General features: G+C 71.6%; 21 protein-coding genes. 17 read left to right on the top strand and 4 right to left on the bottom strand.

Going from position 1 to position 22,019, the window contains the following annotated elements; translation table 11 throughout:
* Positions 1-50 precede the first annotated feature (50 nt).
* From ACFXJ8_RS25415 to ACFXJ8_RS25445, 7 genes are all read left to right on the top strand, one after another.
* Positions 51-932: an NAD-dependent epimerase/dehydratase family protein gene (locus ACFXJ8_RS25415; protein ID WP_379646444.1), complete on the top strand. Its 882-nt coding sequence runs from the start codon at positions 51-53 to the stop codon at positions 930-932.
* A complete protein-coding gene (locus ACFXJ8_RS25420) occupies positions 929-2,344 on the top strand; it encodes a hypothetical protein (protein ID WP_379646445.1) in 1,416 nt (471 codons plus the stop codon). The genes ACFXJ8_RS25415 and ACFXJ8_RS25420 overlap by 4 nt, the downstream gene beginning before the upstream one ends.
* Positions 2,331-3,344 carry an iron ABC transporter substrate-binding protein gene (locus ACFXJ8_RS25425; RefSeq protein ID WP_379646446.1) on the top strand — a complete coding sequence of 338 codons (1,014 nt, stop codon included), beginning with the start codon at positions 2,331-2,333 and terminating at the stop codon, positions 3,342-3,344. The genes ACFXJ8_RS25420 and ACFXJ8_RS25425 overlap by 14 nt, the downstream gene beginning before the upstream one ends.
* A gap of 14 nt (positions 3,345-3,358) precedes the next feature.
* Entirely contained in the window at positions 3,359-4,855 is a 1,497-nt protein-coding gene (locus tag ACFXJ8_RS25430; RefSeq protein WP_379646447.1) for an ABC transporter permease, read from the top strand.
* Entirely contained in the window at positions 4,852-5,913 is a 1,062-nt protein-coding gene (locus ACFXJ8_RS25435; protein WP_379646448.1) for an ABC transporter ATP-binding protein, read from the top strand. Before ACFXJ8_RS25430 ends, ACFXJ8_RS25435 begins: the two co-directional genes overlap by 4 nt.
* Before the next feature lie 9 nt (positions 5,914-5,922).
* The gene (locus tag ACFXJ8_RS25440; protein ID WP_379646449.1) at positions 5,923-6,696 is read left to right on the top strand and encodes an enoyl-CoA hydratase/isomerase family protein; all 774 of its coding nucleotides are present in this window, start codon (positions 5,923-5,925) and stop codon (positions 6,694-6,696) included.
* Positions 6,697-7,172: 476 nt separating this feature from the next.
* Positions 7,173-7,577 carry a protein phosphatase gene (locus ACFXJ8_RS25445; protein WP_379646511.1) on the top strand — a complete coding sequence of 135 codons (405 nt, stop codon included), beginning with the start codon at positions 7,173-7,175 and terminating at the stop codon, positions 7,575-7,577.
* 360 nt (positions 7,578-7,937) lie between these two features.
* Here ACFXJ8_RS25445 and ACFXJ8_RS25450 read toward each other — a convergent pair whose 3' ends face one another.
* Positions 7,938-8,168: an AbrB/MazE/SpoVT family DNA-binding domain-containing protein gene (locus ACFXJ8_RS25450; protein WP_379646450.1), complete on the bottom strand. Its 231-nt coding sequence runs from the start codon at positions 8,166-8,168 to the stop codon at positions 7,938-7,940.
* Between the two features lie 89 nt (positions 8,169-8,257).
* On the opposite strand from ACFXJ8_RS25450, the gene ACFXJ8_RS25455 reads away from it, so the two are divergent.
* The 10 genes from ACFXJ8_RS25455 (at position 8,258) to ACFXJ8_RS25500 (ending at position 20,397) form a co-directional block, all read left to right on the top strand.
* Entirely contained in the window at positions 8,258-8,584 is a 327-nt protein-coding gene (locus ACFXJ8_RS25455; RefSeq protein ID WP_379646451.1) for a hypothetical protein, read from the top strand.
* Entirely contained in the window at positions 8,575-9,801 is a 1,227-nt protein-coding gene (locus tag ACFXJ8_RS25460; protein ID WP_379646452.1) for a DUF6395 domain-containing protein, read from the top strand. Before ACFXJ8_RS25455 ends, ACFXJ8_RS25460 begins: the two co-directional genes overlap by 10 nt.
* A 7-nt stretch (positions 9,802-9,808) precedes the next feature.
* On the top strand, positions 9,809-10,651 hold the full coding sequence (locus tag ACFXJ8_RS25465; RefSeq protein ID WP_379646453.1) for a M55 family metallopeptidase: 843 nt from the start codon (positions 9,809-9,811) through the stop codon (positions 10,649-10,651).
* Positions 10,644-12,197 carry a flavin monoamine oxidase family protein gene (locus tag ACFXJ8_RS25470; protein ID WP_379646454.1) on the top strand — a complete coding sequence of 518 codons (1,554 nt, stop codon included), beginning with the start codon at positions 10,644-10,646 and terminating at the stop codon, positions 12,195-12,197. Before ACFXJ8_RS25465 ends, ACFXJ8_RS25470 begins: the two co-directional genes overlap by 8 nt.
* A 17-nt stretch (positions 12,198-12,214) precedes the next feature.
* A complete protein-coding gene (locus ACFXJ8_RS25475; RefSeq protein WP_379646455.1) occupies positions 12,215-12,730 on the top strand; it encodes a YbaK/EbsC family protein in 516 nt (171 codons plus the stop codon).
* 123 nt (positions 12,731-12,853) lie between these two features.
* Entirely contained in the window at positions 12,854-15,271 is a 2,418-nt protein-coding gene (locus tag ACFXJ8_RS25480) for a protein kinase (protein ID WP_379646456.1), read from the top strand.
* Positions 15,272-15,275: 4 nt separating this feature from the next.
* Positions 15,276-17,102 carry a serine/threonine-protein kinase gene (locus ACFXJ8_RS25485; RefSeq protein WP_379646457.1) on the top strand — a complete coding sequence of 609 codons (1,827 nt, stop codon included), beginning with the start codon at positions 15,276-15,278 and terminating at the stop codon, positions 17,100-17,102.
* A gap of 48 nt (positions 17,103-17,150) precedes the next feature.
* Entirely contained in the window at positions 17,151-18,458 is a 1,308-nt protein-coding gene (locus ACFXJ8_RS25490; RefSeq protein ID WP_379646458.1) for a serine/threonine-protein kinase, read from the top strand.
* Between the two features lie 184 nt (positions 18,459-18,642).
* Positions 18,643-19,422: an electron transfer flavoprotein subunit beta/FixA family protein gene (locus ACFXJ8_RS25495; protein WP_379646459.1), complete on the top strand. Its 780-nt coding sequence runs from the start codon at positions 18,643-18,645 to the stop codon at positions 19,420-19,422.
* A gap of 21 nt (positions 19,423-19,443) precedes the next feature.
* A complete protein-coding gene (locus ACFXJ8_RS25500; RefSeq protein ID WP_379646460.1) occupies positions 19,444-20,397 on the top strand; it encodes an electron transfer flavoprotein subunit alpha/FixB family protein in 954 nt (317 codons plus the stop codon).
* 44 nt (positions 20,398-20,441) lie between these two features.
* On the opposite strand, the gene ACFXJ8_RS25505 is transcribed toward ACFXJ8_RS25500, so the two are convergent.
* From ACFXJ8_RS25505 to ACFXJ8_RS25515, 3 genes are read right to left on the bottom strand one after another with little or no spacing between them, the layout of a single operon-like run.
* Positions 20,442-21,083: a nucleotidyl transferase AbiEii/AbiGii toxin family protein gene (locus tag ACFXJ8_RS25505; protein ID WP_379646461.1), complete on the bottom strand. Its 642-nt coding sequence runs from the start codon at positions 21,081-21,083 to the stop codon at positions 20,442-20,444.
* Positions 21,084-21,407: a hypothetical protein gene (locus ACFXJ8_RS25510; RefSeq protein WP_379646462.1), complete on the bottom strand. Its 324-nt coding sequence runs from the start codon at positions 21,405-21,407 to the stop codon at positions 21,084-21,086. It lies immediately after the preceding gene.
* Entirely contained in the window at positions 21,404-21,925 is a 522-nt protein-coding gene (locus ACFXJ8_RS25515; RefSeq protein WP_379646463.1) for an HIT family protein, read from the bottom strand. Before ACFXJ8_RS25515 ends, ACFXJ8_RS25510 begins: the two co-directional genes overlap by 4 nt.
* Positions 21,926-22,019 lie beyond the last annotated feature (94 nt).

Genomic DNA, 22,019 nt, shown 5'->3' on the forward strand with positions numbered 1-22,019 from the left:
GAGGTTAGGCTACCTTTACCTGCTGTCACAGACGAGAGGCGGGTGCGCAGGTGACGGTGGTCGTGACCGGTTCCGCCGGGTTCATCGGGAGGGCGCTGACCGCGACGCTCCTCGCGGCGGGCCGGACGGTGATCGGGGTCGACAGGGTCCCGCAGCCGCCCCGTCCGGGGCTGACCGTCCTGACGGCCGATCTGCTGGACGACGACGAGCTGGTCCGAGCCGCCCTCGAAGCCGCCGACGCCGTCTACCACCTGGCCGGATGCCCCGGCGTGCGCGACGACAGCCCCGGCATCGCCTGGCGCCGCCATCGCGACAACGTGCTCGCCGGAGCCAGGGTGCTGGCCGCCGTGCCGCGCCGCGTGCCCGTGGTCGTCGCCTCCTCCAGCTCCGTGTACGGCGGAGCCCGCCACGGACGGCCCAGCGCCGAGACCGACCGGCTGCGCCCCCTCGGCGGCTATGCCCGCAGCAAGGCCAGGCTCGAAGCCCTCTGCGCGGGGCGGCAGGCCACGATCGTCAGGCCGTTCACGGTCGCGGGCGAGGGGCAGCGGGCCGACATGGCGCTGGCGGTCTGGCTGGAGGCGGCGCTGGCGGGCCGTCCGTTGCGGGTGCTCGGCTCGCTGGAGCGCACCCGCGACGTCACCGACGTACGGCAGGCGGCGCGCGCCCTCGTCGACCTGATGGGGACGCGGGGCGTGGTCAACCTCGGCACCGGGCGGGGACACTCATTGCGCTCGATGGCGGCGGCCGTCGCCGCGGTGACCGGCACGGAGGTCAGGTTGGCCGTCGAGGCCGCTCCCCGCGCGGAGCCCGGCGACTCCCTCGCCGACACGCGGCGGCTGCGCTCGCTGATCGGCTGGACGCCCGAGACGGACCTGCTCGACGTGGTCAGGCGGCAGCACGCGGCGTCGGGCGTACTGGCGGGGGCGGCATGACGTCGGCGCGGACCCGCGCGGAGGCCCGTGACCGGGCCCCCGGGTCCCTCCCGGCTCGGGCGGGCCCGCGCTGGGCGATGGCGGGCGTGGCGGTCCTCGCGACCGTGGCCGCGCTGCTCGGGATCGGCGTGCGGGCCGGCTTCGGGGCGCACGTCGCGGTGGACGAGCCGCAGTACCTGCTCACCGCCCTGTCGATCTACGAGGACCTCGATCTCGACATCAGCGACGAGCTGGCCGAGCGCAGGTGGGCGCCGTGGGGCGGCCAGGCGCTGCCCGTGCAGACCGAGGTGCGCGACGACGGCACGCAGATCAGCCCGCACGATCCGCTGCTTCCCCTGCTGCTGGCCGTGCCGATGGGGCTCGGCGGATGGGTGGCGGCGAAGGCGACGCTGGCGCTCATGGCGGGGCTGCTGGCGGCCCTCATGATGTGGACGGCGGTGCGCAGGTTCGGCGTGCCGTACCGGCTGGCGGCGGCGGGGGTGGCGGTGGCCTGCGCGAGCGCGCCCTTCGCGGTGTACGGCCAGCAGGTCTACCCCGAACTGCCCGCCGCCCTGCTGACGCTCGCCGCGATCGCCCTCCTCACCGCCTGGCCCGCCCGCCCCGTTCGTCCTGCGCGGGCGGGTGGGTTGTGGGCGTTCGGTCTCGTCGTCACACTCCTGCCGTGGCTGTCGGTGAAGTACGCCCCCGTGGCCGCCGTCATCGCCCTGCTCGGCCTCTGGCGCACCAGGTCGAAGGCGCTGCTGGCCGGGTTCGCCGTGATGGGCGTCGCCTACCTCGCCGTCCACCGCCTCGTCTGGGGCGGCTGGACCGTCTACGCCAGCGGCGACCACTTCCAGCAGTCGGGCGAGTTCGGCGTGATGGGCTTCGACCCCGACTACGCCGGACGCGCCTTCCGCCTGCTCGGCCTGCTCGTCGACCGGGGCTACGGCCTGGCCGCGTGGCAGCCCGCCTGGCTGCTCCTGCTGCCCGCCGTCGCCCTGGCGCTGCGCAGGCCCAGGCAGCCCGTCCTGCTCCTGCCGCTGGCCGCCGCCTGGCTGACCGCGACGTTCGTCGCGCTGACCATGCACGGGTACTGGTGGCCGGGCCGGCAGCTCGTCGTCGCCCTCCCGCTGGCCGTACTCCTCGTTCTCGTCTACCTCACGAAAGCGCCCAGGCCCGTGAAGGCACTGGCCGGGCTGCTCGGGGCCGCGGGCCTGGTCACCTACGGCTGGCTGCTCGCCGACGGGCTCGCGGGAAGGATCACCTGGGTCTCCGGGTTCGAGGACACCGGCTCCCCGGTCTACCAGGCTCTTCGCCTCGTGCTGCCCGACTACCGGCAGGGCTGGGCGCTCTTCTGGCCCTACCACCTGGCGTGGCTCGCCCTCGCTCTCGTTCTTGTGCTCACGGTAAGGAAATCCCATGTCACTGCGTAGGCTGGTCGCCGCCTTCCTCGTTCCCATGGCGATGCTCACCGCCTGTGGAGGTGGGGCCGAGGGCGAGAGCTTCGACGACGACGCCCTCGTCGTCTACTCGGGCCGCAACGAGAACCTCGTGGGCCCGCTGCTGGAGAAGCTGAAGACGGCCACGGGCCTCGACGTCCAGGTGCGCTACGGCGACAGCGCCGAACTGGCCGCCCAGATCATGGAGGAGGGCGACCGTACCCGCGCCGACCTGTTCTTCTCCCAGGACGCGGGAGCGCTCGGCGCGCTGTCCAAGCACGGCCTGCTCGCCCCGCTCCCTGACGACCTGCTCGGCAGGGTCGACGCCAAGTTCCGCGCGGCGGACGGCACCTGGGTCGGCGTGTCGGGGCGGTCCAGGGTGATCGTGTACGACCCGCGAAAGGTGGCCGCGCCGCCCAAGAGCGTGTTCGAGCTGACCGATGCCGCGTGGAAGGGCAAGGTCGGCTGGGCGCCCACGAACGCCTCGTTCCAGGCGTTCGTCACCGCGATGCGGGTGCTCGACGGCGAGGACAAGGCCAGGCAGTGGCTGGAGGCGATGAAGGCCAACGGCACCCAGAGCTACCCGAACAACGTCGAGATCCTCAACGCGGTCGACGCGGGCACGCTCCAGCTCGGCCTCATCAACCACTACTACTGGTACGAGAAGGTCGCCGAACGCGGCCAGAACGGCGTGCCGTCCCGTCTGGCCTACCTGCCGGGCGGCCCCGGCGCGCTGGTCAACGTGGCGGGCGTGGGCGTGCTGAAGAACGCCCAGCACGCCGACGCCGCCCGCAAGGCCGCGGGCTACCTGCTCGGCACCGACGCCCAGCAGTACTTCGCCACCCAGACCAAGGAGTATCCGCTGATCGCGGGCGTGGCGCCCGAGCCGGGGCTGCCCAAGCTCGACACGCTCAACGTGCCCGAGGTCGACCTCGGCAAGCTCGACTCGCTGGAGCAGACGCTCAAGCTGCTCCAGGACGTGGGCCTGGTCTAGGGGGCCTGGTCCAGGTGGCCCGCCGCATCCCCGCAGCCCTGCTGGTCCCCGCGGCCCTCACCGCGGGCCTGTCGCTCGCGCCCGTGGCGTACCTGGTCGTGCGGGCCGCGGAGGGCGGGCTGCCCGCCTTCGCCGCTACCCTTCTCCGCTCGCGTACGGCGGAGCTCGCCGTCCGCAGCGTCGGCCTGGCGGCGCTCGTCACGGTGTCGTGCGTGGTGGTGGGGTTGTCGCTGGCCTGGCTCGTCGTGCGGACCGACCTGCCGGGGCGCAAGGTCTTCGGGGTGCTCGCGGCGCTGCCGCTGGCGGTGCCGTCGTACGTGGCGGCCTACACCTGGATCGCCCTCTACCCGGGCATCTCGGGGTTCTGGGGGTCGGCGCTCGTGCTCACGCTCTGCTGCTACCCCTACGTCTACCTGCCCGCCACGGCCACCCTGGCACGGATGGACCCGGCGATGGAGGAGGTGGCGCTCTCACTCGGCAGGGGGCGCACGGCCGTCGTGGTCCGCCAGCTGCGCCCCGCCGCGGCGGCCGGAGGGCTGCTCGTGGCGATGTACGTGCTGGCCGAGTTCGGCGCCGTCTCGATCATGCGCTTCGACGTCTTCACCACGCAGATCTACACCGCCTACCGCGCCTCCTTCGACCGGACGCCCGCCGCCGTGCTCGGCCTGCTGCTGGTGCTGATCACGCTGCTGATCGTGCTGGGTGAGGCCCGCTCGCGCGGCAAGGCGGCCTACGCGCTGCGCGGCGCCCCGGCCAGGCGGCGGACGGTGGTGCGCATGACGCCAGCGGCCAAGGCCCTCGGCACCGGATGGGCGCTGGCGGTGGCCGCGCTCGCCGTCGGATTCCCGCTGGTCAGCATCGGCTACTGGCTCGCGGACGGCTCCTCCCGCGGCCTCGACCCCGCCGACCTCGGCGCCTCGGTGGCCGCCACGCTCGGCGTCTCCGCCGCCGGGGCGCTCCTCACCGGGGCGCTGGCCGTACCCGTCGGCATCATCGCGGCCAGGCACCGGTCGTGGGCCGCCAGGTTCGTCGAGCAGTCGTCCTACGTGGGGCACGCGCTGCCCGGCATCGTGATCGCGCTGTCGCTGGTGTTCTTCGCCGTCCGCTACGCCTACCCGCTCTACCAGCAGTGGCCGCTGCTCGTGCTGGCGTACGCGGTGCTGTTCATGCCCGCGGCGGTCGGCGCCGTACGCGCCTCGGTCGTGCAGTCGCCGCCCGTCCTCGAAGAGGTGGCGCGCTCGCTCGGCCGCGGGCCGCTCGGCGCGGTCAGGTCGGTCACGCTGCCGCTGGCGCTGCCCGGCGTGGCGGCGGGCACGGCGCTGGTCTTCCTGACGGCCATGAAGGAACTGCCGGCCACCCTGCTGCTGCGGCCCACCGGCATGGACACGCTCGCCACCCAGCTGTGGACACAGACCGGCTCGGGCTCGTACGGCGCCGCCGCGCCCTACGCCGCGCTGCTGATGCTGCTGGCGGCGATACCAGGATTCCTCCTCGGGAGGCGGGAGACATGAGCGGACTGACCGTTTCGGGGATCGTGAAGGCGTTCGGCGGCGCCCAGGTGCTGCGCGGCGCCTCGCTGACCGTGCGGGAGGGCAGCCTCGCCGCCGTGCTCGGGCCCTCGGGGTGCGGTAAGACGACGCTGCTGCGGATCGTCGCAGGCTTTGAACGCGCCGACGCGGGGACGGTCTCGCTCGGCGGTCGCGAGGTCACCTCGCTGCCGCCGGAGAAGCGGCGGGTCGGCATCGTGCCGCAGGAGGCGGCGCTGTTCCCGCACCTGTCGGTCGCGCGCAACGTCGGGTTCGGGCTGCCGCGAGGGTCGTCGCGGTCTGGGTCGTCTCGGTCTGGGTCGTCGCGGGCCGAGTCGTCGGCCCGGGTGGAGGAGTGCCTGGAGCTGGTGGGGTTGTCGGGGTACGGCTCGCGCATGCCGTACGAGCTGAGCGGCGGTCAGCAGCAGCGCGTCGCCCTCGCCCGCGCGCTCGCCCCCCGGCCGGGAGTGGTGCTGCTCGACGAGCCCTTCAACGCGCTGGACCGGTCGTTGCGCGGGGTGGTGCGCGACGAGGTCAGGTCGGCCGTGAAGCGGGCGGGCGCGACCGCCGTCCTGGTCACGCACGACCAGGAGGAGGCGCTGTCGATGGCGGACGTGGTGGCGGTCATGCGCGACGGCGTGATCGTGCAGTCGGACACGCCCGCCGAGGTGTACGCCGCGCCCGTCGACCTCGGGGTGGCGACGTTCGTGGGGGAGGCGGTCGTGCTCGACGCCGTCTCGACGGGCGGGGTGGCCTCCTGCGTGCTGGGAGAGCTGCGCCAGCGGTCGAACGGCGTCGCGGGGGCCGGTTTCGTCGCTCTCCGTCCCGAACAGCTCACGCTGGCGGCCCCCGCCGTACCCATGAAACCGACAGGACGGGTGGCCAGGGTGGAGTTCTTCGGGCACGACGCCGCCGTCACCGTCAGCATGGACGACGGCGTCGTGATCCGCGCCAGGACCAGGGGCGCCGAACTCCACCAGGTGGGCGACATGGTCGAAGTCGGCGTGGACGGCCCCGTGCTCTTCTTCCCCGCCGCCGGATAGGGTCGGCCCATGGGTGAGTTTGCACGCGTCGAGGTGTCCGGCCAGATCGCCACGATCAGGCTCGATCGTCCGAAGATGAACGCCCTCAACGGGCAGGTCCAGCGCGAGATCGCCGAGTGCGCCCGCGCCGTCGACAGCGACCAGGACGTCCAGGCGGTGATCCTGTACGGCGGAGAGCGGGTCTTCGCCGCCGGAGCCGACATCAAGGAAATGGCCGACATGTCCTACGCGGACATGGCCGCCCACTCCAGGACCCTGCAAGATTGCTTCACCGCGGTCACCCGCATCGGCAAGCCGGTCATCGCCGCGATCACCGGCTATGCGCTCGGCGGCGGCTGCGAGCTCGCCCTCTGCGCCGACTTCCGCGTGGCGGGCGAGAGCGCCAAGCTCGGCCAGCCCGAGATCCAGCTCGGCATCATCCCCGGCGCGGGCGGCACCCAGCGCCTTCCCCGCCTGATCGGCCCCGCACGCGCCAAGGACCTCATCTTCAGCGGACGCCACGTCACCGCCGCCGAGGCCCTGTCCATCGGCCTGGTCGACAAGGTCGTCCCCGACGCCGAGGTGTACGAGGCGGCGCTGGCGTGGGCGGCCACGTTCGTCGGCGGCCCCACCGTCGCGCTCCGCGCCGCCAAGCAGGCCATCGACCACGGCCTGGAGGTCGACCTGGACACGGGGCTCGAGGTGGAGCGGCTGCAGTTCTCCGGCCTGTTCGCCACGGACGACGCCAAGATCGGCATGCGCGCCTTCGCCGAGAAGTCCAAGCCCAAGTTCACCGGCCGCTGACCGTCCTCCCAAGTCGGCCTCGTAACGGCATGGGCCTCGCCCATGGCGCGCTTCGCGCTTCTGTGGGGCTCGGGCTCCCCTCGTCGGGGGGCCGAGCCCCCGAGGCCCCCGGGTGGGTTCCTGCCGGCCCCCACACCCCCGGCGACGTTGGCCGCTTACCTAGGTCGGTGGCAGGACGGGTCGTGTCGCGCGGCGCCTGAAGGCCGTCGTGATGGGGTGTCGGCTGCCCGACAGATGGCCTCGGTGCTCAGCCTGGATCCACCACGTGACCTCCATGAGGGCCGTATGCCCGATGATGCACGTGGTCTGTTGACCCCCAAGAGATTGGCCGAGATGTCGCAGCTGGGCACCTCCTGAGAAGCGCCAGCATGCCTCTCGATGGTCTCGCCAGACTCAACAGGGGCGCCGAAGCTGCCTTTCGGCCCAGAGGTTGGGCGCAATACGATCATGTCGTGACAGCTCTCTGGGAACCTGCCATGCCCGGCGTGTTGCGGCTGCCCTCGGGGCGGCTCGTGCGCGGACGCGGCCTTCGCCGTCCGACGCCGGAGGGGCCGGAGCCCGCCTTCGGGCTCTACCTGCTGGGTCACGAACCGCCCAAGGTCGAGTGGGAGGCCCGCTGGCTGCGCTGGCCGGATTTCTGGCTGCCATCCGACCGGGTCGCCGCGGGGGAGGCGCTGCGCGAGGCTTGGGCGCGTGCGGCGTCCGAGCGGGTCGAGGTCGCCTGCGCCGGTGGGCACGGGCGAACGGGCACCGCGCTGGCCTGCATCGCCGTCCTCGACGGGGTGCCGAACCGCGAGGCGGTCGCCTACGTCAGGAAGCACTACGCCCCGCGCGCCGTGGAGACGCCGTGGCAGCGGCGCTTCGTGTCTCGCTTCCAGTAGATATGTCGCACGGCGGAGCCGCCCGCCGATGCGACGTGCCGCAGGGGGCGGCCGTCGCGATCAGGCCGTTCGGCGCCTGTGGACCGCCGCCTTGAATCGGCCACGCGAACGTTATCCACAGGCTGGTTCCCGCAGCCCGGTCGTCAAGACGACGGGGCAGTCGAGTTCGGGGCTGTCAGGAGCAGCGTGGAGAAGTAGGTTCGATATCTCCTGTCGTCCCGGGTGAGAAGCCGATGCCCACACACAGCAGCGTGAGCGCCGATGGAGAAGTCGGGCCAGGCGAACGCTTCGCGCCGCCGTTCTTCGGTGGGCCAGTGCGTCACTGGACCACCGAAACCAGGTGGGCGTCTTCGAGTGACCTCATTCCTCGCCGCGGAGCATCTCCATGAGCTCGTTGGTTCCCATGGCCAACGGTGCGCTACGGCGAAGGCGGCGAACCATCCGCTCGCCACGGGTGGGAGCGTCCTCGGCGCGCACGATCATGACCGTGGTGCCTTCCACGATGAAGTCGACCTCATCTCCTTTGCGAAGATTGAGTTGTTCGCGGATGGATGCCGGGATCGTGACTTGCCCCTTGGCGATGATCCGCATGGCGCCTCCTCCGTGGGACAGGTCTGTCGGAGACAACCTAGAAGCAGGCGGCCCAGGGGTGAGGTGGATTGCCGCTATCGTGGCGTTTCATGATGCGCGTCCTGGTCCCGGCGCGGCTGAGGAAGGCCGTGCGTTCGTGGTTCGACTCCCGCTACATCTCGGTCGCCGACCACCGGCAGGACATCAAGGACGCGCTGTGGGAGGTCCAGACGCTCCGCCGTGAGGTGACGACGCTCCAGGCCGAGGTGCAGCGCCTCAGGACCGCTCCCAGGCCGCAGGCGCCCACACCCGATCCGAAGGCGGAGGAGGCGCACCGGCTGGCGTTCGAGACCGCTCAGGCGCTCGACAAGGTGCTCCAGAACGAGGTGCTCGTCTGGCAGGCGATCGACGAGCTCAGGGAGCGCTCGTGCGCGTGAGGTGGAACGGCGGGGAGCTGACCTTCAGGCTGGACCCCGAGGACGAGATCACCGGCAGGGCCGCCGACGACCACCCGGTGAAGCTGGCCACCAACTCCTGCGAGATCAGGGGCGTGCCGGGCGACGCGCACGACGACCTGTGGGCGGTGGCCGCCTGGACGATCGTGGCGCCGTGGACGCGTAGGCGGATCACGTTCGACCGGCCCGTCTCGCCGGAGCTGGCGCGGGCGCTGCACGACGGGTGGGGGGTCGAGGCGGGGCCCGTCGGAGGGACGGCGCGGGCGGCCGGGCGGAGGCTGGCGATCTCCTACAGCGGCGGCGCCGACTCCGTGGCCGCGGCGACGATCTTCCCTGACGCTCCGTTCGTGCACTTCAGGCGGGTGTCGCACCGGCGGGTGCCGAACCGGTGGCCGCACTACCGGTCGGACGTGCTGGCCAAGCTCGCCGTACAGACCGGACGTGAAGTGACCACGGTCGAGTCCGACCTCGAGTTCACGCTCGCCGAGCCGAGGCCCGGCTACCCCGAGCACCACGCGGTCGCGGCGGGCGCGCTGCTGCTGGCCGACGAGATGGACCTGGGCGGGCTCGCGTTCGGCTACGAGCTGGGCTCGCGCTGGCTGGGTGGCGACCGCTACCTGCTGCGTTACACCCCCGACAACCTCATGTGGGCGCCGCACGGGGCGTGGGGGCGGCTGTTCGCGGCGGCGGGCGTGCACATCGTGCTGCCGGTGGGCGGGGTGAGCGAGGCTGTCACGATGCGGATCGCGCTGGAGTCGCCGCTGAAGGAGCAGGTCAGGTGGTGTCTGCGGGGCACCGGAGGGCCCTGCCGCACGTGCGGGAAGTGCCTGTACAAGGAGCTCATCCAGGCGGCCGTCGAACGCCGGCCGATGGAAACGCCGATCACCGCGAGCCGTCCCGTGGCGCGCAAGTGGCAGGAGCCGCCGCCGTACGGCGGGCAGGAGATGATCGAGTACGGCTGCGCGCGGGTTCCGGGGATCGAGCGGACGCCTTTCGCGAAGGCGGCGCAGTACCTCCGGGCGACGGAGGAGTCGACGGCGTGGCTGGACCACTGCTACCGACCGGCGATCGACGAGATCCCCGGGGTGTGGCGGGGGCAGGTGGCGGAGTTCATGGCGACGCGGGTGGGGTTCATGGACGAGGCGCAGACCCGGCGCGTGGAGACGTGGGGCACTGAGACCTGGGGCACTGAGAGGTGACGCTGAGGTGAAGGTTTACCTGTCGGTCGACATGGAGGGCGTGACCGGGCTGACCGACCCGGAGGAGATGCACGCGGGCAAGCGCGGCTACGAGCGCGGCTGCGAGCTCATGACCGCCGACGCGAACGCCGCCATCGAGGGCGCATTCGCCGCGGGCGCCACGAGCGTGCTGGTCAACGACGCCCACGGCTCCACCAAGAACCTGCGGATCGACCTGCTCGACCCGCGCGCCACCCTCATCCGCGGCCCCGGCAAGTCGCAGCGCATGGCGCAGGGTCTCGACTCCTCGTTCGACGCCGCGATGTTCGTCGGCTACCACGCCCGAGCGGGGGTGCAGCACGGCGTGCTCAACCACACCTGGATGGGCAAGGAGATCCAGAACGTCCTGCTCAACGGCGAGCCGTGCGGTGAGACCAGGCTGGTCGCGGCCTGCGCGGGCTTCCACGGGGTGCCCGTCGTGCTCGTCACGGGCGACGAGGCGGTCGGCGAGGAGGCCGGGGACGTGCTCGGCGAGGTCGAGACGGTCGCGGTGAAGAGGGGGATCGACAAGTTCTCCGCCGAGCTGCTGCCGCCGAGCGTGGCCCAGGAACGCATTCGTGAGGGCGCGGCAAGGGCGCTGGACAGGTTGACCGACTTCACGCCCTACGCTGCGGCTCGGCCGTACACGCTGGGTGTGGAGTGGAACTCCACGGCGATCGCGGCGGCCTGCGCGCTGATCCCGGGGGTGAAGCAGACGGGACCGCGGGAGATCGAGTTCGTGACGGACGACTTCACCGAGATCATGGCGCTGATGGGGCTGTTCGCGACGATCGGCGGGCAGGTGGCCTGCGGCAGCGGCCCGTATGGCTGATCGGGCCACGCTCACCAGACGGGGGTTGCTGGTCGGGATCGGCGCGGCGAGCGGCGCGGGCGCGATGTACGCGGCGATGGGCGCGCTCGGGCTGGCCCCGTCGGAGCAGGACAAGGCGTTCACCCCGCCCCGGCAGGGGGACTTCACGCTCAAGGGCAGGGGCGCCGCGTCCGTGGTCGTTCTCGGCGCGGGCGTGGCCGGGCTGACGGCCGCCTACGAGCTGGGCAAGGCGGGCTACGACTGCACCGTGCTGGAGGCGAGCGACAGGACCGGAGGGCGCAACCTCACGTTGCGCGGCGGTGACCGCCTCGGCGAGGTGAACGGTCCCGTCCAGGAGGTCCGGTTCGGCGAGGGCGTCTACTTCAACGCGGGGCCCGGCAGGATCGCGCCGTGGATGGTGACGATGGACTACTGCCGCGAGCTCGGCATCCCCATCGAGACCTTCGTCAACACCAACGCCGCCGCCTACGTCCACACCAACGGCCGGACGGTCCGCAACAAGACCGCCCGTGCCGACATGTACGGCTATATCGCGGAACTGCTGGCCAAGGCCACGCAGCAGGGCACGCTCGACCGCAGGCTCACCAAGGACGACCAGGAGCGGCTGCTGGAGTTCCTGCGCAGGTTCGGCGACCTCGGGCCCAAGCTCGCCTACGAAGGCTCGGAGCGACGCGGGTTCACCGTTTATCCCGGTATGGACGACGGGACGGAGCTCGCCGGACCCCGCAGCGTCCACGACGTCCTGGCCGCGGGCGTGGACAGGGCGATCACCAACGACTTCGGCTACGACCAGGCGACGCCGATGTTCCAGCCGGTCGGCGGCATGGACGCGATCGTCGCCAAGCTGACGGAGGCCGTCGGCCGCGACCGCATCAGGACGGGCGCCAAGGTCACCAAGATCATGAGCCTCGACCGGGGTGTCACCGTCACCTGGGAGGGGGGCGAGCTGACCGCCGACTACTGCGTGGCCACGCTCCCTCCGCACGTGTTGGCGAAGATTTTCCACAATCTCGGAGAAAAGGTAACTACTGCCCTTAAAACCCCCATTCCGGTCGCCGCTGGCAAGATCGGGCTGGAGTACGGCAGTCGCTGGTGGGAGCTCGAGGACCGCATCTATGGCGGAGTCACCGAGACCGATCTCGACATCGCGCACATCTGGTATCCCTCCCACGACTACCACGCCCGTCGCGGACTGCTCGTGGGCTACTACAACTACGGCGACCCCGCCCAGCTGTACGGCTCGCTGACCCCCGAGGACCGCAGGAGCAGGGCGCTCACCCAGGGCAAGAAGATCCACGGCGAGAAGTACCGCTCGGAGCTGCTGTCGAGCGTCTCCATCGCGTGGGAGCGCCAGCCGCACCTGCAGGGCGGCTGGGTTCGCTGGCCGTCCTTTGATTCGTCCTTCACTCTCCTGCAACGTCCCTCGGGAAGGGTGTACTTCGCGGGTGACTGGCTGACTCACCTGGTGGCCTGGCAGGCGGGCGCCATGGAGTCGGCCAGGAGCGCCGTGACCCAGCTCCACCGGCGAGCCGTCAGGTCCGCGTGAGGCGTAGGGTCCTGGTCATGACTTTGCACTGGGTTCCCGCGCTCGACCGGCTCGACCTGCTCGCCGAACCAGTGGCGCTCGCCGTACGTCAGATGGAGGAGGAGGTGCGCGTGGCCGAGATCGACCCTGACCTGGCCGACACGGCTGCCTTCTGTGACAGGTACGGGGTGGCGATGGACGCGTCGGCCAACTGCGTGGTCGTGGCGGGCAGGCGCGGCGGCGAGGTGCGCTACGCCGCGTGCATGGTGCTGGCCACGACCAGGGCCGACGTCAACGGCGTGGTGCGAAGGCATATCGACGCGCGCAAGACCAGCTTCGCCGCCATGGACGATGCGGTCGCGCTGACGGGGATGGAGTATGGAGGTATCACCCCCCTCGGTCTGCCCGACGACTGGCCGATCCTGGTCGACAGCCGGGTGGCCGCGCATCCCGAGGTGGTCATCGGCAGCGGGGTGCGGCGATCGAAGCTGGCCGTGTCGGGAGCCACGCTGGCCGCGCTGAAGACCGCGGAGGTCCTGGATCTGGCGAACTGAAACCGATGCGATACCGATGATTGGGAAACCCATGGGGGCATTTCAGACGTTACACATGCGTGGGAATGTGACCTCGAGGTTCATCTCTGGGGTGGGGTTTGAGCCGGTATGGTGCTTCATGCCATGAACGATGACCGACTAGGCCCTTACCGGCTGCTCAGGCGGCTCGGTGAAGGCGGAATGGGCGTTGTCCACCTCGCTGTCGACCCGCAGGGACGGCAGGTGGCGGTCAAGGTCCTGCGCGCGGAGGTCGCCGGCGACGATGTCGCCAGGCGGCGGCTCTCGCGCGAGGTCGACACGATGCGGCGGGTGCGCAGCAAGTACATCGCCGAGGTCCTCGACGCCGACGTGACGGGCCACCGGCCCTACATCGTGACCCGCTACGTCCCCGGGCGTCCCCTCGACGAGATCGTGAAGCACGACGGGCCGCTGGAGCTGCCCGCGCTGGTCAGGGTCGCCCACGGGGTGGCGTCCGCGCTGGCCGCCGTCCACTCCGTCGGCGTGATCCACCGCGACCTCAAGCCAGGCAACGTGCTGATCCTCGACGGCGACCCCGTCCTGATCGACTTCGGCATCGCCCAGGCGGTCGACGCGACACGGCTGACGCAGACCGGCATGTTCATCGGCACTCCCGGCTACCTCGCGCCCGAGATCATCGAGGGCCACGAGGCGGGCCCCGAGGTCGACATCCACGCGTGGGCGGGCACGCTGCTGTTCGGCGCGACCGGCCAGCCGCCCTTCGGCAAGGGCACGCTGGAAATGATCTTCTACAACATCACGGCGGGCAAGGCCGACGTGTCGGCGGCGCCGCGCGAGCTGCAGCCGCTGCTCAAGGCCGCCTTCCAGCGCAACCCCGCCAAGCGGCCCACGGCCCCGGAGCTGGCCGAGCAGACCGCGCGGCTGCTGCCGGCGTCGGCCAAGGTGGCCGACGAGATCTCCACCATGCCGCGCCCCGACCGGCACAGCTCGCAGCAGCTCACCGACCCCGCCGACGTGCCCACGCCCGCGATCCCGCCCGCGCGGCCTCCGCTCGGGCAGCCGTCGCCTTCGTCCTCGTACGGCAGGCCCGCCCCCGGCAGCAGGGAGTTCGTCTCGCTGCTCGGCGACCAGGGCCCCGCCCACCCGGCGACCGGCAACCAGAACCAGACGGCAGGCCCCAACCAGGCGGTCGGCCCGAACGCGGGCGGCCAGGGCATGCCGCCCGGCGCGCAGGGGTCCGGCACGGGCGGCCAGCACCCCGGCGGCGGCAACCAGGCACCCCAGGTTCACCCGCAGGGCGGCAGGGGTCCGGGCTCGCAGGGCGGCACCGGATCGGGCCCGCAGGGCGGCAGGGGTCCCGGCGGTCAGCCCGGCCCCCATCCCGGTCAGCAGTCCGGCCCCCATCCCGGCCAGCAGTCTGGTCAGCAGGGGCGGCCAGGCTCCCAGGGTGAGCCCACGACGACCGGTGGCGATCCGTGGCCGACGCGCCGGGTGAGTCCCGAGGAGCTGCGCCAGATGCGCGAGGAGGCCTCGTCCCAGCCGTGGGACGTGCCGACCCGCGCGGCCACTGACCCACCGTCCAGCCGCCCGTGGCCTGCCCAGGGCACGTCCGACCACCACGCGCCGCCCGCGGGCCAGGGCACCGGCCACCCCTCCGCCGGTCATCAGCAGGGGCCGGGCGGGTTCCCGTCCTCCGGCGGCCAGGCAGGCGCGCAGGGCGGTCGCGGCTACCAGGCCGTGCCGCCGCAGGCGTCGCCGTACCCGCACAGGGACGGCGACATCCCCACGCGCAGGGTCCGCCCCGACTCGCCCGACTTCCCCTCGCCCTACGGTCAGCAGCCCTACCAGGCGGCGCCCCAGCAGGGCCGTCAGCAGCCGCCCCACCAGGGCACGCAGGACCCCGAGACGTGGCGCGAGCCCCGCATCCCCGGCTCGCGTCCCGGCCTGGCGTTGCAGCGCTCCAAGGCGTACGGCGTCGCGGGCGCCATGCTGCTGATCATCATGATCGTGCTGGCCGTCCTCGCGCCTGTGGTGGTGAGCGCGGTGGCGATCCCGTTCGCCGTGCTGCTGCGCGCCGCCGACCTGGCCCAGCCACAGCTCAACGCCAGGCGTCCGACGTCGGCCGCGGCGGCCGACGTGATCAGGGTCTTCGCCCAGCCGGCCGCGCTGCTGAAGTCGATCGGCATCACGCTCGCGCTCGTGCCGTACGCGCTGATCCTCGGCCTGCCGGTGACGCTGCTGCTCACCGTGCTGACCCGGATGCCGTTGGGCAACGCGCTGGCCTGGGGCGGAGCGATCGCGCTCTGGACTGTTTGCGCCGGTCCCGGCGTCGAGGCCCCGGGACGGCAGATGCGCAGGACGCTCGCGTCCCTGGTTCCGTCGCGTACGGTTGCCATGGGGGTCGCGGGTGTGCTCGCGGTCGGAGCCGCGCTTTCCCTGGTCCTGGCGTATAGCACGGTGCCGAATACGGGCAGACAGTCTGTATGGGCACCGGTCAGCGTGAGCCCGGTCACGGACCAGCTCCAGGACCTCAGGGGAAAGGCGGACCAAGGAGGGGGATGAGTAGATGAGCACCGGCAACACCCAGGCGCCCGAGCGTCTCGGACCCTACCGGCTCGTCAGGAAGATCGGCGAGGGGGGCATGGGGGTTGTCCACCTCGGGATCGACGAGGAGGGGCGCGAGGTCGCCATCAAGGTGCTGCACCCCCACGTGGCCGCCGATCTCAAGGCGCGCGACAGGCTGACCCGCGAGGTCGAGACCATGCGCAGGGTGCGCAGCAGGCACGTGGCCGAGGTGCTCGACGCCGAGTTGGTCGGGGGCCAGCCGTACGTCGTGACCAGGTTCGCGCCGGGGCGCACGCTCGAGGAGACGGTGCTCACCGACGGGCCGCTGTCGGCCCAGGAGCTCATCAGGCTGGCCCAGGGGCTGTGCGCGGCCCTGGTGTCCATCCACGCCGCCGACGTCGTCCACCGCGACTTCAAGCCGTCCAACGTCATGCTGGTCGACGGCGAGCCGCTGGTCATCGACTTCGGCATCGCGCACCTGGTCAACGCGACCAGGCTCACGCAGACCGGGATGTTCGTCGGCACGCCCGGCTACCTGGCGCCCGAGATCATCCGCGACTCGGAGATCACGCAGGCGGCCGACGTGCACGCGCTGGCCTCGACGGTGTTCTTCGCCGCGGTGGGCACACCGCCGTTCGGCACCGGCACGTTCGAGGTCATCTGCTTCAACATCATGGAAGGCAGGGCGCAGCTCGACAAGGCGCCGGGATGGCTGCGCGGCTGGCTGGCCAGGGCGCTTGCGGTCGACCCGCAGGCGCGGCCGGACGCGCAGGAGCTGCTGCGGTCGGCGCGGCAGCTCGACCCGTCGGTGACGGCCTTCAACGAGACGCCGCCGAGCGGCACGCGGGTGCTGGGGCCGCCCAGCCAGACCAAGACGTTCGGGCGCGACGACAGCTACTCCGACCTGCTGCCGCCGGTGGAATACACCAAGCCGCCCAAGCCTGAGCACAAACCGCGCAAGGAGCCGAAACAGCGGCATCGTGAGGAGCCCAAGCCGCCGCCGTACGTGCCCGCGAACGCGCCGCCGTACCGGCCGCCCGCGCCGTACCCCGACCAGCGGGTGGCGGGTTTCGCCCCGCCGCCGCAGGCCGCGGTCAGGCCGTACACGCCACCACCGGCCCCGGCCACCCAGCCGCGGCCCTACACGCCGCCGCCCGCCGCCCGGCCGCGATACCGCGTCGGGCATCCGCTGATCGCGGGGCTGCTGCTGACGCTGCTGGTCGCGCTCACGGTCATGATGCCGGTGATGGCGTCCGCGGTGGCCGTGGTGATCGTGCTGGTGCTGCGGGTGGGCGAGTACCTGTTCGGCGACCTCGTCTCGCGCCGACAGTTGCGCGGCAGCAGCGCGGCCGATCCGGCGCTGATCCTGCTCGGCACGCCATGGGCGCTGATCAAGTCGGCGTTCGTGTCGCTGGTGCAGGTGCCGCTGTCGGTCCTGTGGGGCGTGTGCGTCTGGGGCGTGCTGCACTACGGGATGAAGATCGAGAGCGACCAGGCCGTGGCCTACGCCTCGGGCGCCTTCGCCGCCGGCCTGTTCGTGCTGCCGGGCGGCGGAGCGCCGCGCAAGGCGGTGACCCGCACGCTGACCGGCGTCATCCGCAGCCCGGGCGCGGGCCTGGCGGTCGCCCTGGCCGTCGGTACGGCGGCGCTGATCGCGGTGCTGTTCGCGATGGGCCAGGAGCCGACCTGGCACCCGTGGGAGCAGCCCTCCGACGTGGTCAGGGAGCTGACCCGCAGCGCCCAGGACAGCGTGACCGGCCTCATCACCGGGCTCATCGACTCACTCATGACCAGTCTCGGGCTCGGCTTCCTGTCACCGTGGTCCTAACCGGCTCATAACGTGGTCACGCGCCCCCGCGCCGGGCACTATGGAGGGATGAGCGAGCCGGACGGTGAGCACCTTGGCCCCTACCGACTGCTGTCCACGCTGGGCTCAGGAGGGTTCGGCGAGGTGCATCTCGCGCTCGACCCCGAGGGGCGCACGGTCGCGGTCAAGGTCCTCCATCCGCACGTCGCCGCCGACGACTCGGCGTTAACCAGGCTGGAGCGCGAGGTCGAGACCATGCGCCTGGTCGAGGGGCCGTTCGTGGCCGAGGTGCTCGACGCCTGCCTCGCGGGCGGGCGGCCGTACCTGGTGACCCGGTACGTGCAGGGGCGGCCGCTCGGCGTCGTCCCTGTGCCCGTCGCCGACCTGCGGCGGCTGGCGAAAGGGCTGGCGCAGGCGCTGCTGGCCATGCACGAGGCGGGGATCGTGCACCGCGATCTCAAGCCCGCCAACGTGATGATGGCCGACGGCGACCCCGTCGTGATCGACTTCGGCATCGCCTCCGCGCTCGACTCGCTGTCGGTCACCGCCTCGGGCGCGGTGATCGGCACCCCCGGCTATCTCGCGCCCGAGGTGCTGGAGGGCCAGGAGGCGGGCGCTCCGGCCGATGTGTTCTCCTTCGCCGCCACGCTGGCCTACGCGGCCACGGGGCGCCAGCCGTACGGGACGGGGCCGCTGTCGGCGATCGCCTACCGGGTGGTCCATCACGAGGCGGACCTGGAGGGGGTGCCTGACTGGCTGGAGCCGTTGCTGCTCGACTGCCTGGAGCGCGACCCCGCGGCGCGGCCGACGGCCGCGCAGATCTGCGCCGTGCTGGGCGTCGACGCGCCCGTCCGCGGCCGTCACGGCGTCACAGGCGCCGGTACGGCACGCCGCCGTCACCAACTCCTCAAGGCGTCGGGTGTCTTCTCGGTCGGCAGGCGGTCGGGGGCCGGTCGCGGCGACTTCGGTGCGCCGGGCGTGCACGAGCTGTCGACGCGCGAGTGGCGGCCGGGCAAGGACGCGCACCGCATACCGGCCGAGGAGTCCAGGGCCCTGCACAGGGAGAAGGTCCGCAGGCGCTGGGTGGTCGGCGCGGGCGTGTTCGTCGCGCTGCTGGCGGCGGCGGCGCGCACTCCGCTGCCCGAGGTCTCGCTGCTCCTGCTCGCCTCCTACGCGCTGGTCGTGGTGGCCGACGCGGCGGTGGCGCTGCTCTCGCGCGGCGTGTTCAAGGTCCGCCGCATGGTGACGGACCTCACGTCGCTGGCCGGGGCGGTGGCGCTGTGGCTGGCGCTGAGCACCCTGTTCAGCCCGTTCACGCTGGCGCTGTTCGCCGGGACCGCGCTGGTCGTCGGCGTGGTCTTCCTGCTCAACGCCTGACAGTGGGGGCGCGGCGGGCCTCCGGAACAAAGTTCGGTATGGTGGGACGAACTGCGGGTTTGCGTCAAAGCTACTCATGGGTAACATGACGACCCGAGGGGCCGTGCAGCTGGCGCCCCGGGCAGTCTGGCAGTCTGGACAGCACTCATCCGAGCATGCGATCACGGGAGGTCGGCCACCGGCCATGAACATCGTCGTCTGCGTGAAGCAGGTCCCTGACACGGCGACCGAGCGCAAGCTCCGGTCCGATGACAAGACGCTCGACCGCGACGCCGCCGACGGCGTCGTCAACGAGCTTGACGAGTACGCGGTCGAGGAGGCCCTCAAGCTCAAGGAGGCCCACGGCGGCGAGGTGACCGTCCTCACCATGGGCCCAGGCAAGGCCACCGAGACCATCCGCAAGGCCCTTGCCATGGGCGCCGACAAGGCGGTCCACCTCAGCGACGACGCCCTGCACGGCTCGGACGCGCTCTCGACCTCCTACGCGATGGCGCAGACGCTGAAGAAGATCGGGTTCGACCTGGTCATCCTCGGCTCGGAGTCGACCGACGCCCGCACCGGCGTGCTGGCCGCCATGCTGGCCGAGCGCCTGGGCGCCGCCCAGCTCACGCTGGCCAACAAGGTCGACGTCGATGGCTCCTCGATCTCCATCCAGCGTCTGACCGACTACGGCTACGACAAGGTCGAGGCCACGCTGCCCGCCGTCGTCTCCGTCGTCGAGAAGATCAACGAGCCGCGCTACCCGTCCTTCAAGGGCATCATGGCGGCCAAGAAGAAGCCGGTCGAGACGCTGGCCGTGGCCGACGCCGAGATCGACCCCGCGCAGGTGGGCTTGGGCGCGGCCTGGTCCGAGGTCGTCGACTTCGCCGCCGCTCCTCCGCGCGCGGCCGGCACGATCGTCAAGGACGAGGGCGACGGTGGCGCGAAGGCCGCCGACTTCCTCGCGTCCAAGAAGTTCATCTGAGCACGGGAGACAACAGCAGATATGTCGGAGATTCTCGTTCTCGTTGAGCAGGCCGACGGCGAGGTCAAGAAGGTCACGCTGGAGCTGCTGACCCTGGCCCGCACGCTCGGTACCCCTTCGGCCGTCTGGGCGGGCCCCGGCTTCTCGGCCGACGCCAAGGCCAAGCTGGCCGAGTACGGCGCGGAGAAGGTCTACGTGGCGGGCTCGGCCGACGTGGCCGACTACGTCGTCGCGCCGAAGGCCGAGCTGCTCGCCCAGCTCGTCGGCTCGGCCTCGCCCTCCGCCGTCCTCGTCGCCGCCACGGCCGAGGGCAAGGAGGTGGCCGGTCGCCTGGCCGTCAAGACCGACTCGGGTGTCATCACCGACGCGGTGGGCGTCGGCGAGGGCCTCGTCGCCGACCAGTCCATCTTCGGTGGCGGCGTCAACGTCCACTCCCGCGTCACCAAGGGCACGCCGATCATCGCGGTCCGCCCCAACTCCACCGCTCCCGCCCCTGCCCCCGCCGCCGGCGCCGAGGAAGAGGTGTCCGTCGCTCTGTCCGACGCCGCCAAGGCCTCGAAGATCGTCGAGCGGGTCAAGCAGGAGAAGGGCGCCCGCCCCGAGCTCACCGAGGCGGCGATCGTCGTCTCCGGTGGCCGCGGCGTCGGCTCGGCGGAGAACTTCTCGGTCATCGAGAACCTCGCCGACGTCCTCGGCGCGGCCGTCGGCGCCTCCCGCGCCGCCACGGACGCCGGGTGGTACCCGCACCAGTTCCAGGTCGGCCAGACGGGCAAGACCGTCTCGCCGCAGCTGTACATCGCGGCCGGCATCTCGGGCGCGATCCAGCACAGGGCCGGCATGCAGACCGCGAAGACGATCGTCGCGATCAACAAGGACCCTGAGGCGCCGATCTTCGAGCTGGCCGACTTCGGCGTGGTGGGCGACCTGCACCAGGTCGTCCCGCAGCTCACCGAAGAGGTCGGCAAGCGCAAGTAAGTCGATCGAGCGGCGGCCCCCTGCTTCATCGGGGGGCCGCTTCTCTAGTTCTGGGCGATCGTCTCCGCCCAGCCGGTCAGTGCCTGCCTGAGCTCGCCAGCCTGTTCCGTGCTCATGCCGTAGACGGCGAAGGCGCTGTGTGGAAGTCGCTCGACATACCGCAACGCGTTTGCGAACCAGGCCGTATCGAACCCAGGGTCGTGATCGGCGGCGAGGGACAGCAACTGCGTGCCTGTGTAGCGCCCGCTGGCCAGGATGGCATGGACATCGACGTAGTCGCGGACCTCGGAACGTCCGAACAGTGCACAGACCTTGTTGGCGACCGCGTCGTCCGAGTGCAGCACCGGACCTATCTCCAGAAACGTCGGTGGATGCGCTCGCCAGTCGACACCCAGCTCGACCTTGCTGCTCTGACTTTCGGGTGTGGTGACCTGCAGGCGGGCGAAAGTCTCGAACCGCAGCGTGATATCCACGCTGAGACCGTCGGCGCGGTATGCCTCGACGATCTCGTTCACGGCCTTGTCGAAGTCGGGCTCGGCCTGCGTGGTCGTGAACAGGTCGACGTCTTCCGACTTGCGGGTGAGAAAGCCGTGTGCCTGTACGGCGTAGCCGCCCGCGAGGGCGAAACCGTACTTGCCTGTGGCCGCCAGGCCGATCCTGGCGAGCCGTTCGTGCAGGGGGTCCATTCAGGCAACGCTCCTGAGGGAGGGGAAGCGCTCCTCCCACAGCGCCCTGACGCGTCGGGGAAGGACGAGCCGGGACCAGACGCGGAGGAGCGTCGGGCCATCAAGGTATCGCCGGAGGTCGCCGACCTGCAGGGATTCTCGGACAACTCGTTCGTACATGAGTCCGAGTTCGGCGGGATCGTCCAGGTTGTAGCGGCGTTGTTCGGACCAGTCGAGCCGGTTGGGCAGCTCGACGACGCCGCTCGTCGGTCCCGTCAGCTCCGCCAAGGTGGCGGGGACGAGATACGGGCGGCGGTCGCCGTAGGAGAGCCTGCGCTCGCTCATGCCTCCAGAGTACCCAGACGAGGCCCTTCGCCGAGGGCGGCGCGGATACGGTCGGCCAGTTCTCTGGCCTGCTCGGGGCTCCACGGGATGAGGCCGTTCTCGCTCATCAGCGCGTGGAACTGCTGCTCGCGGTACGGCGTGCCGGGCGGCAGCGGCGCCACGTGCCAGTGCAGGTGCGCGTTGCCCTGCTGGCTGCCCAGCGTGAGCAGGTAGGTCCGCTCCGAGGGCACGACCGCCTCGACGGCGAGGGCGACCTTGCGCACCACCGCCATCAGGGCCAGGTAGGCGTCCTCGTCGAGGTCCCGTACGGCGTGCTCGACGTGCGCCTTGGGGGAGATGAGCGTGTAGCCGGGAACGGTGGGATACCTGGCCAGGAAGGCGAGGTGCGCCTCGTCCTCGTAGAGGATCTCCTCCAGGTCGTGCGCCGGATCGCCGGCGACGATGGCGCAGATGAAGCAGGGGCCGTTCAACGTTCGTTCGACGTAGGCGTCCAGGTCCATGCTCTCGGAACGGTTCATCGTCCGATTCTCCCCGAGGGGAGCCCGACCATGATCGCCGTACGCCCGCCGCCCGCCCGCCGTACGGGAGACCGGCGGGAGAGGCGGGACCGGG

Origin of the sequence: Nonomuraea sp. NPDC059194, from assembly GCF_042754765.1 — a bacterium.
In the GTDB taxonomy this organism is placed as follows: domain Bacteria; phylum Actinomycetota; class Actinomycetes; order Streptosporangiales; family Streptosporangiaceae; genus Nonomuraea.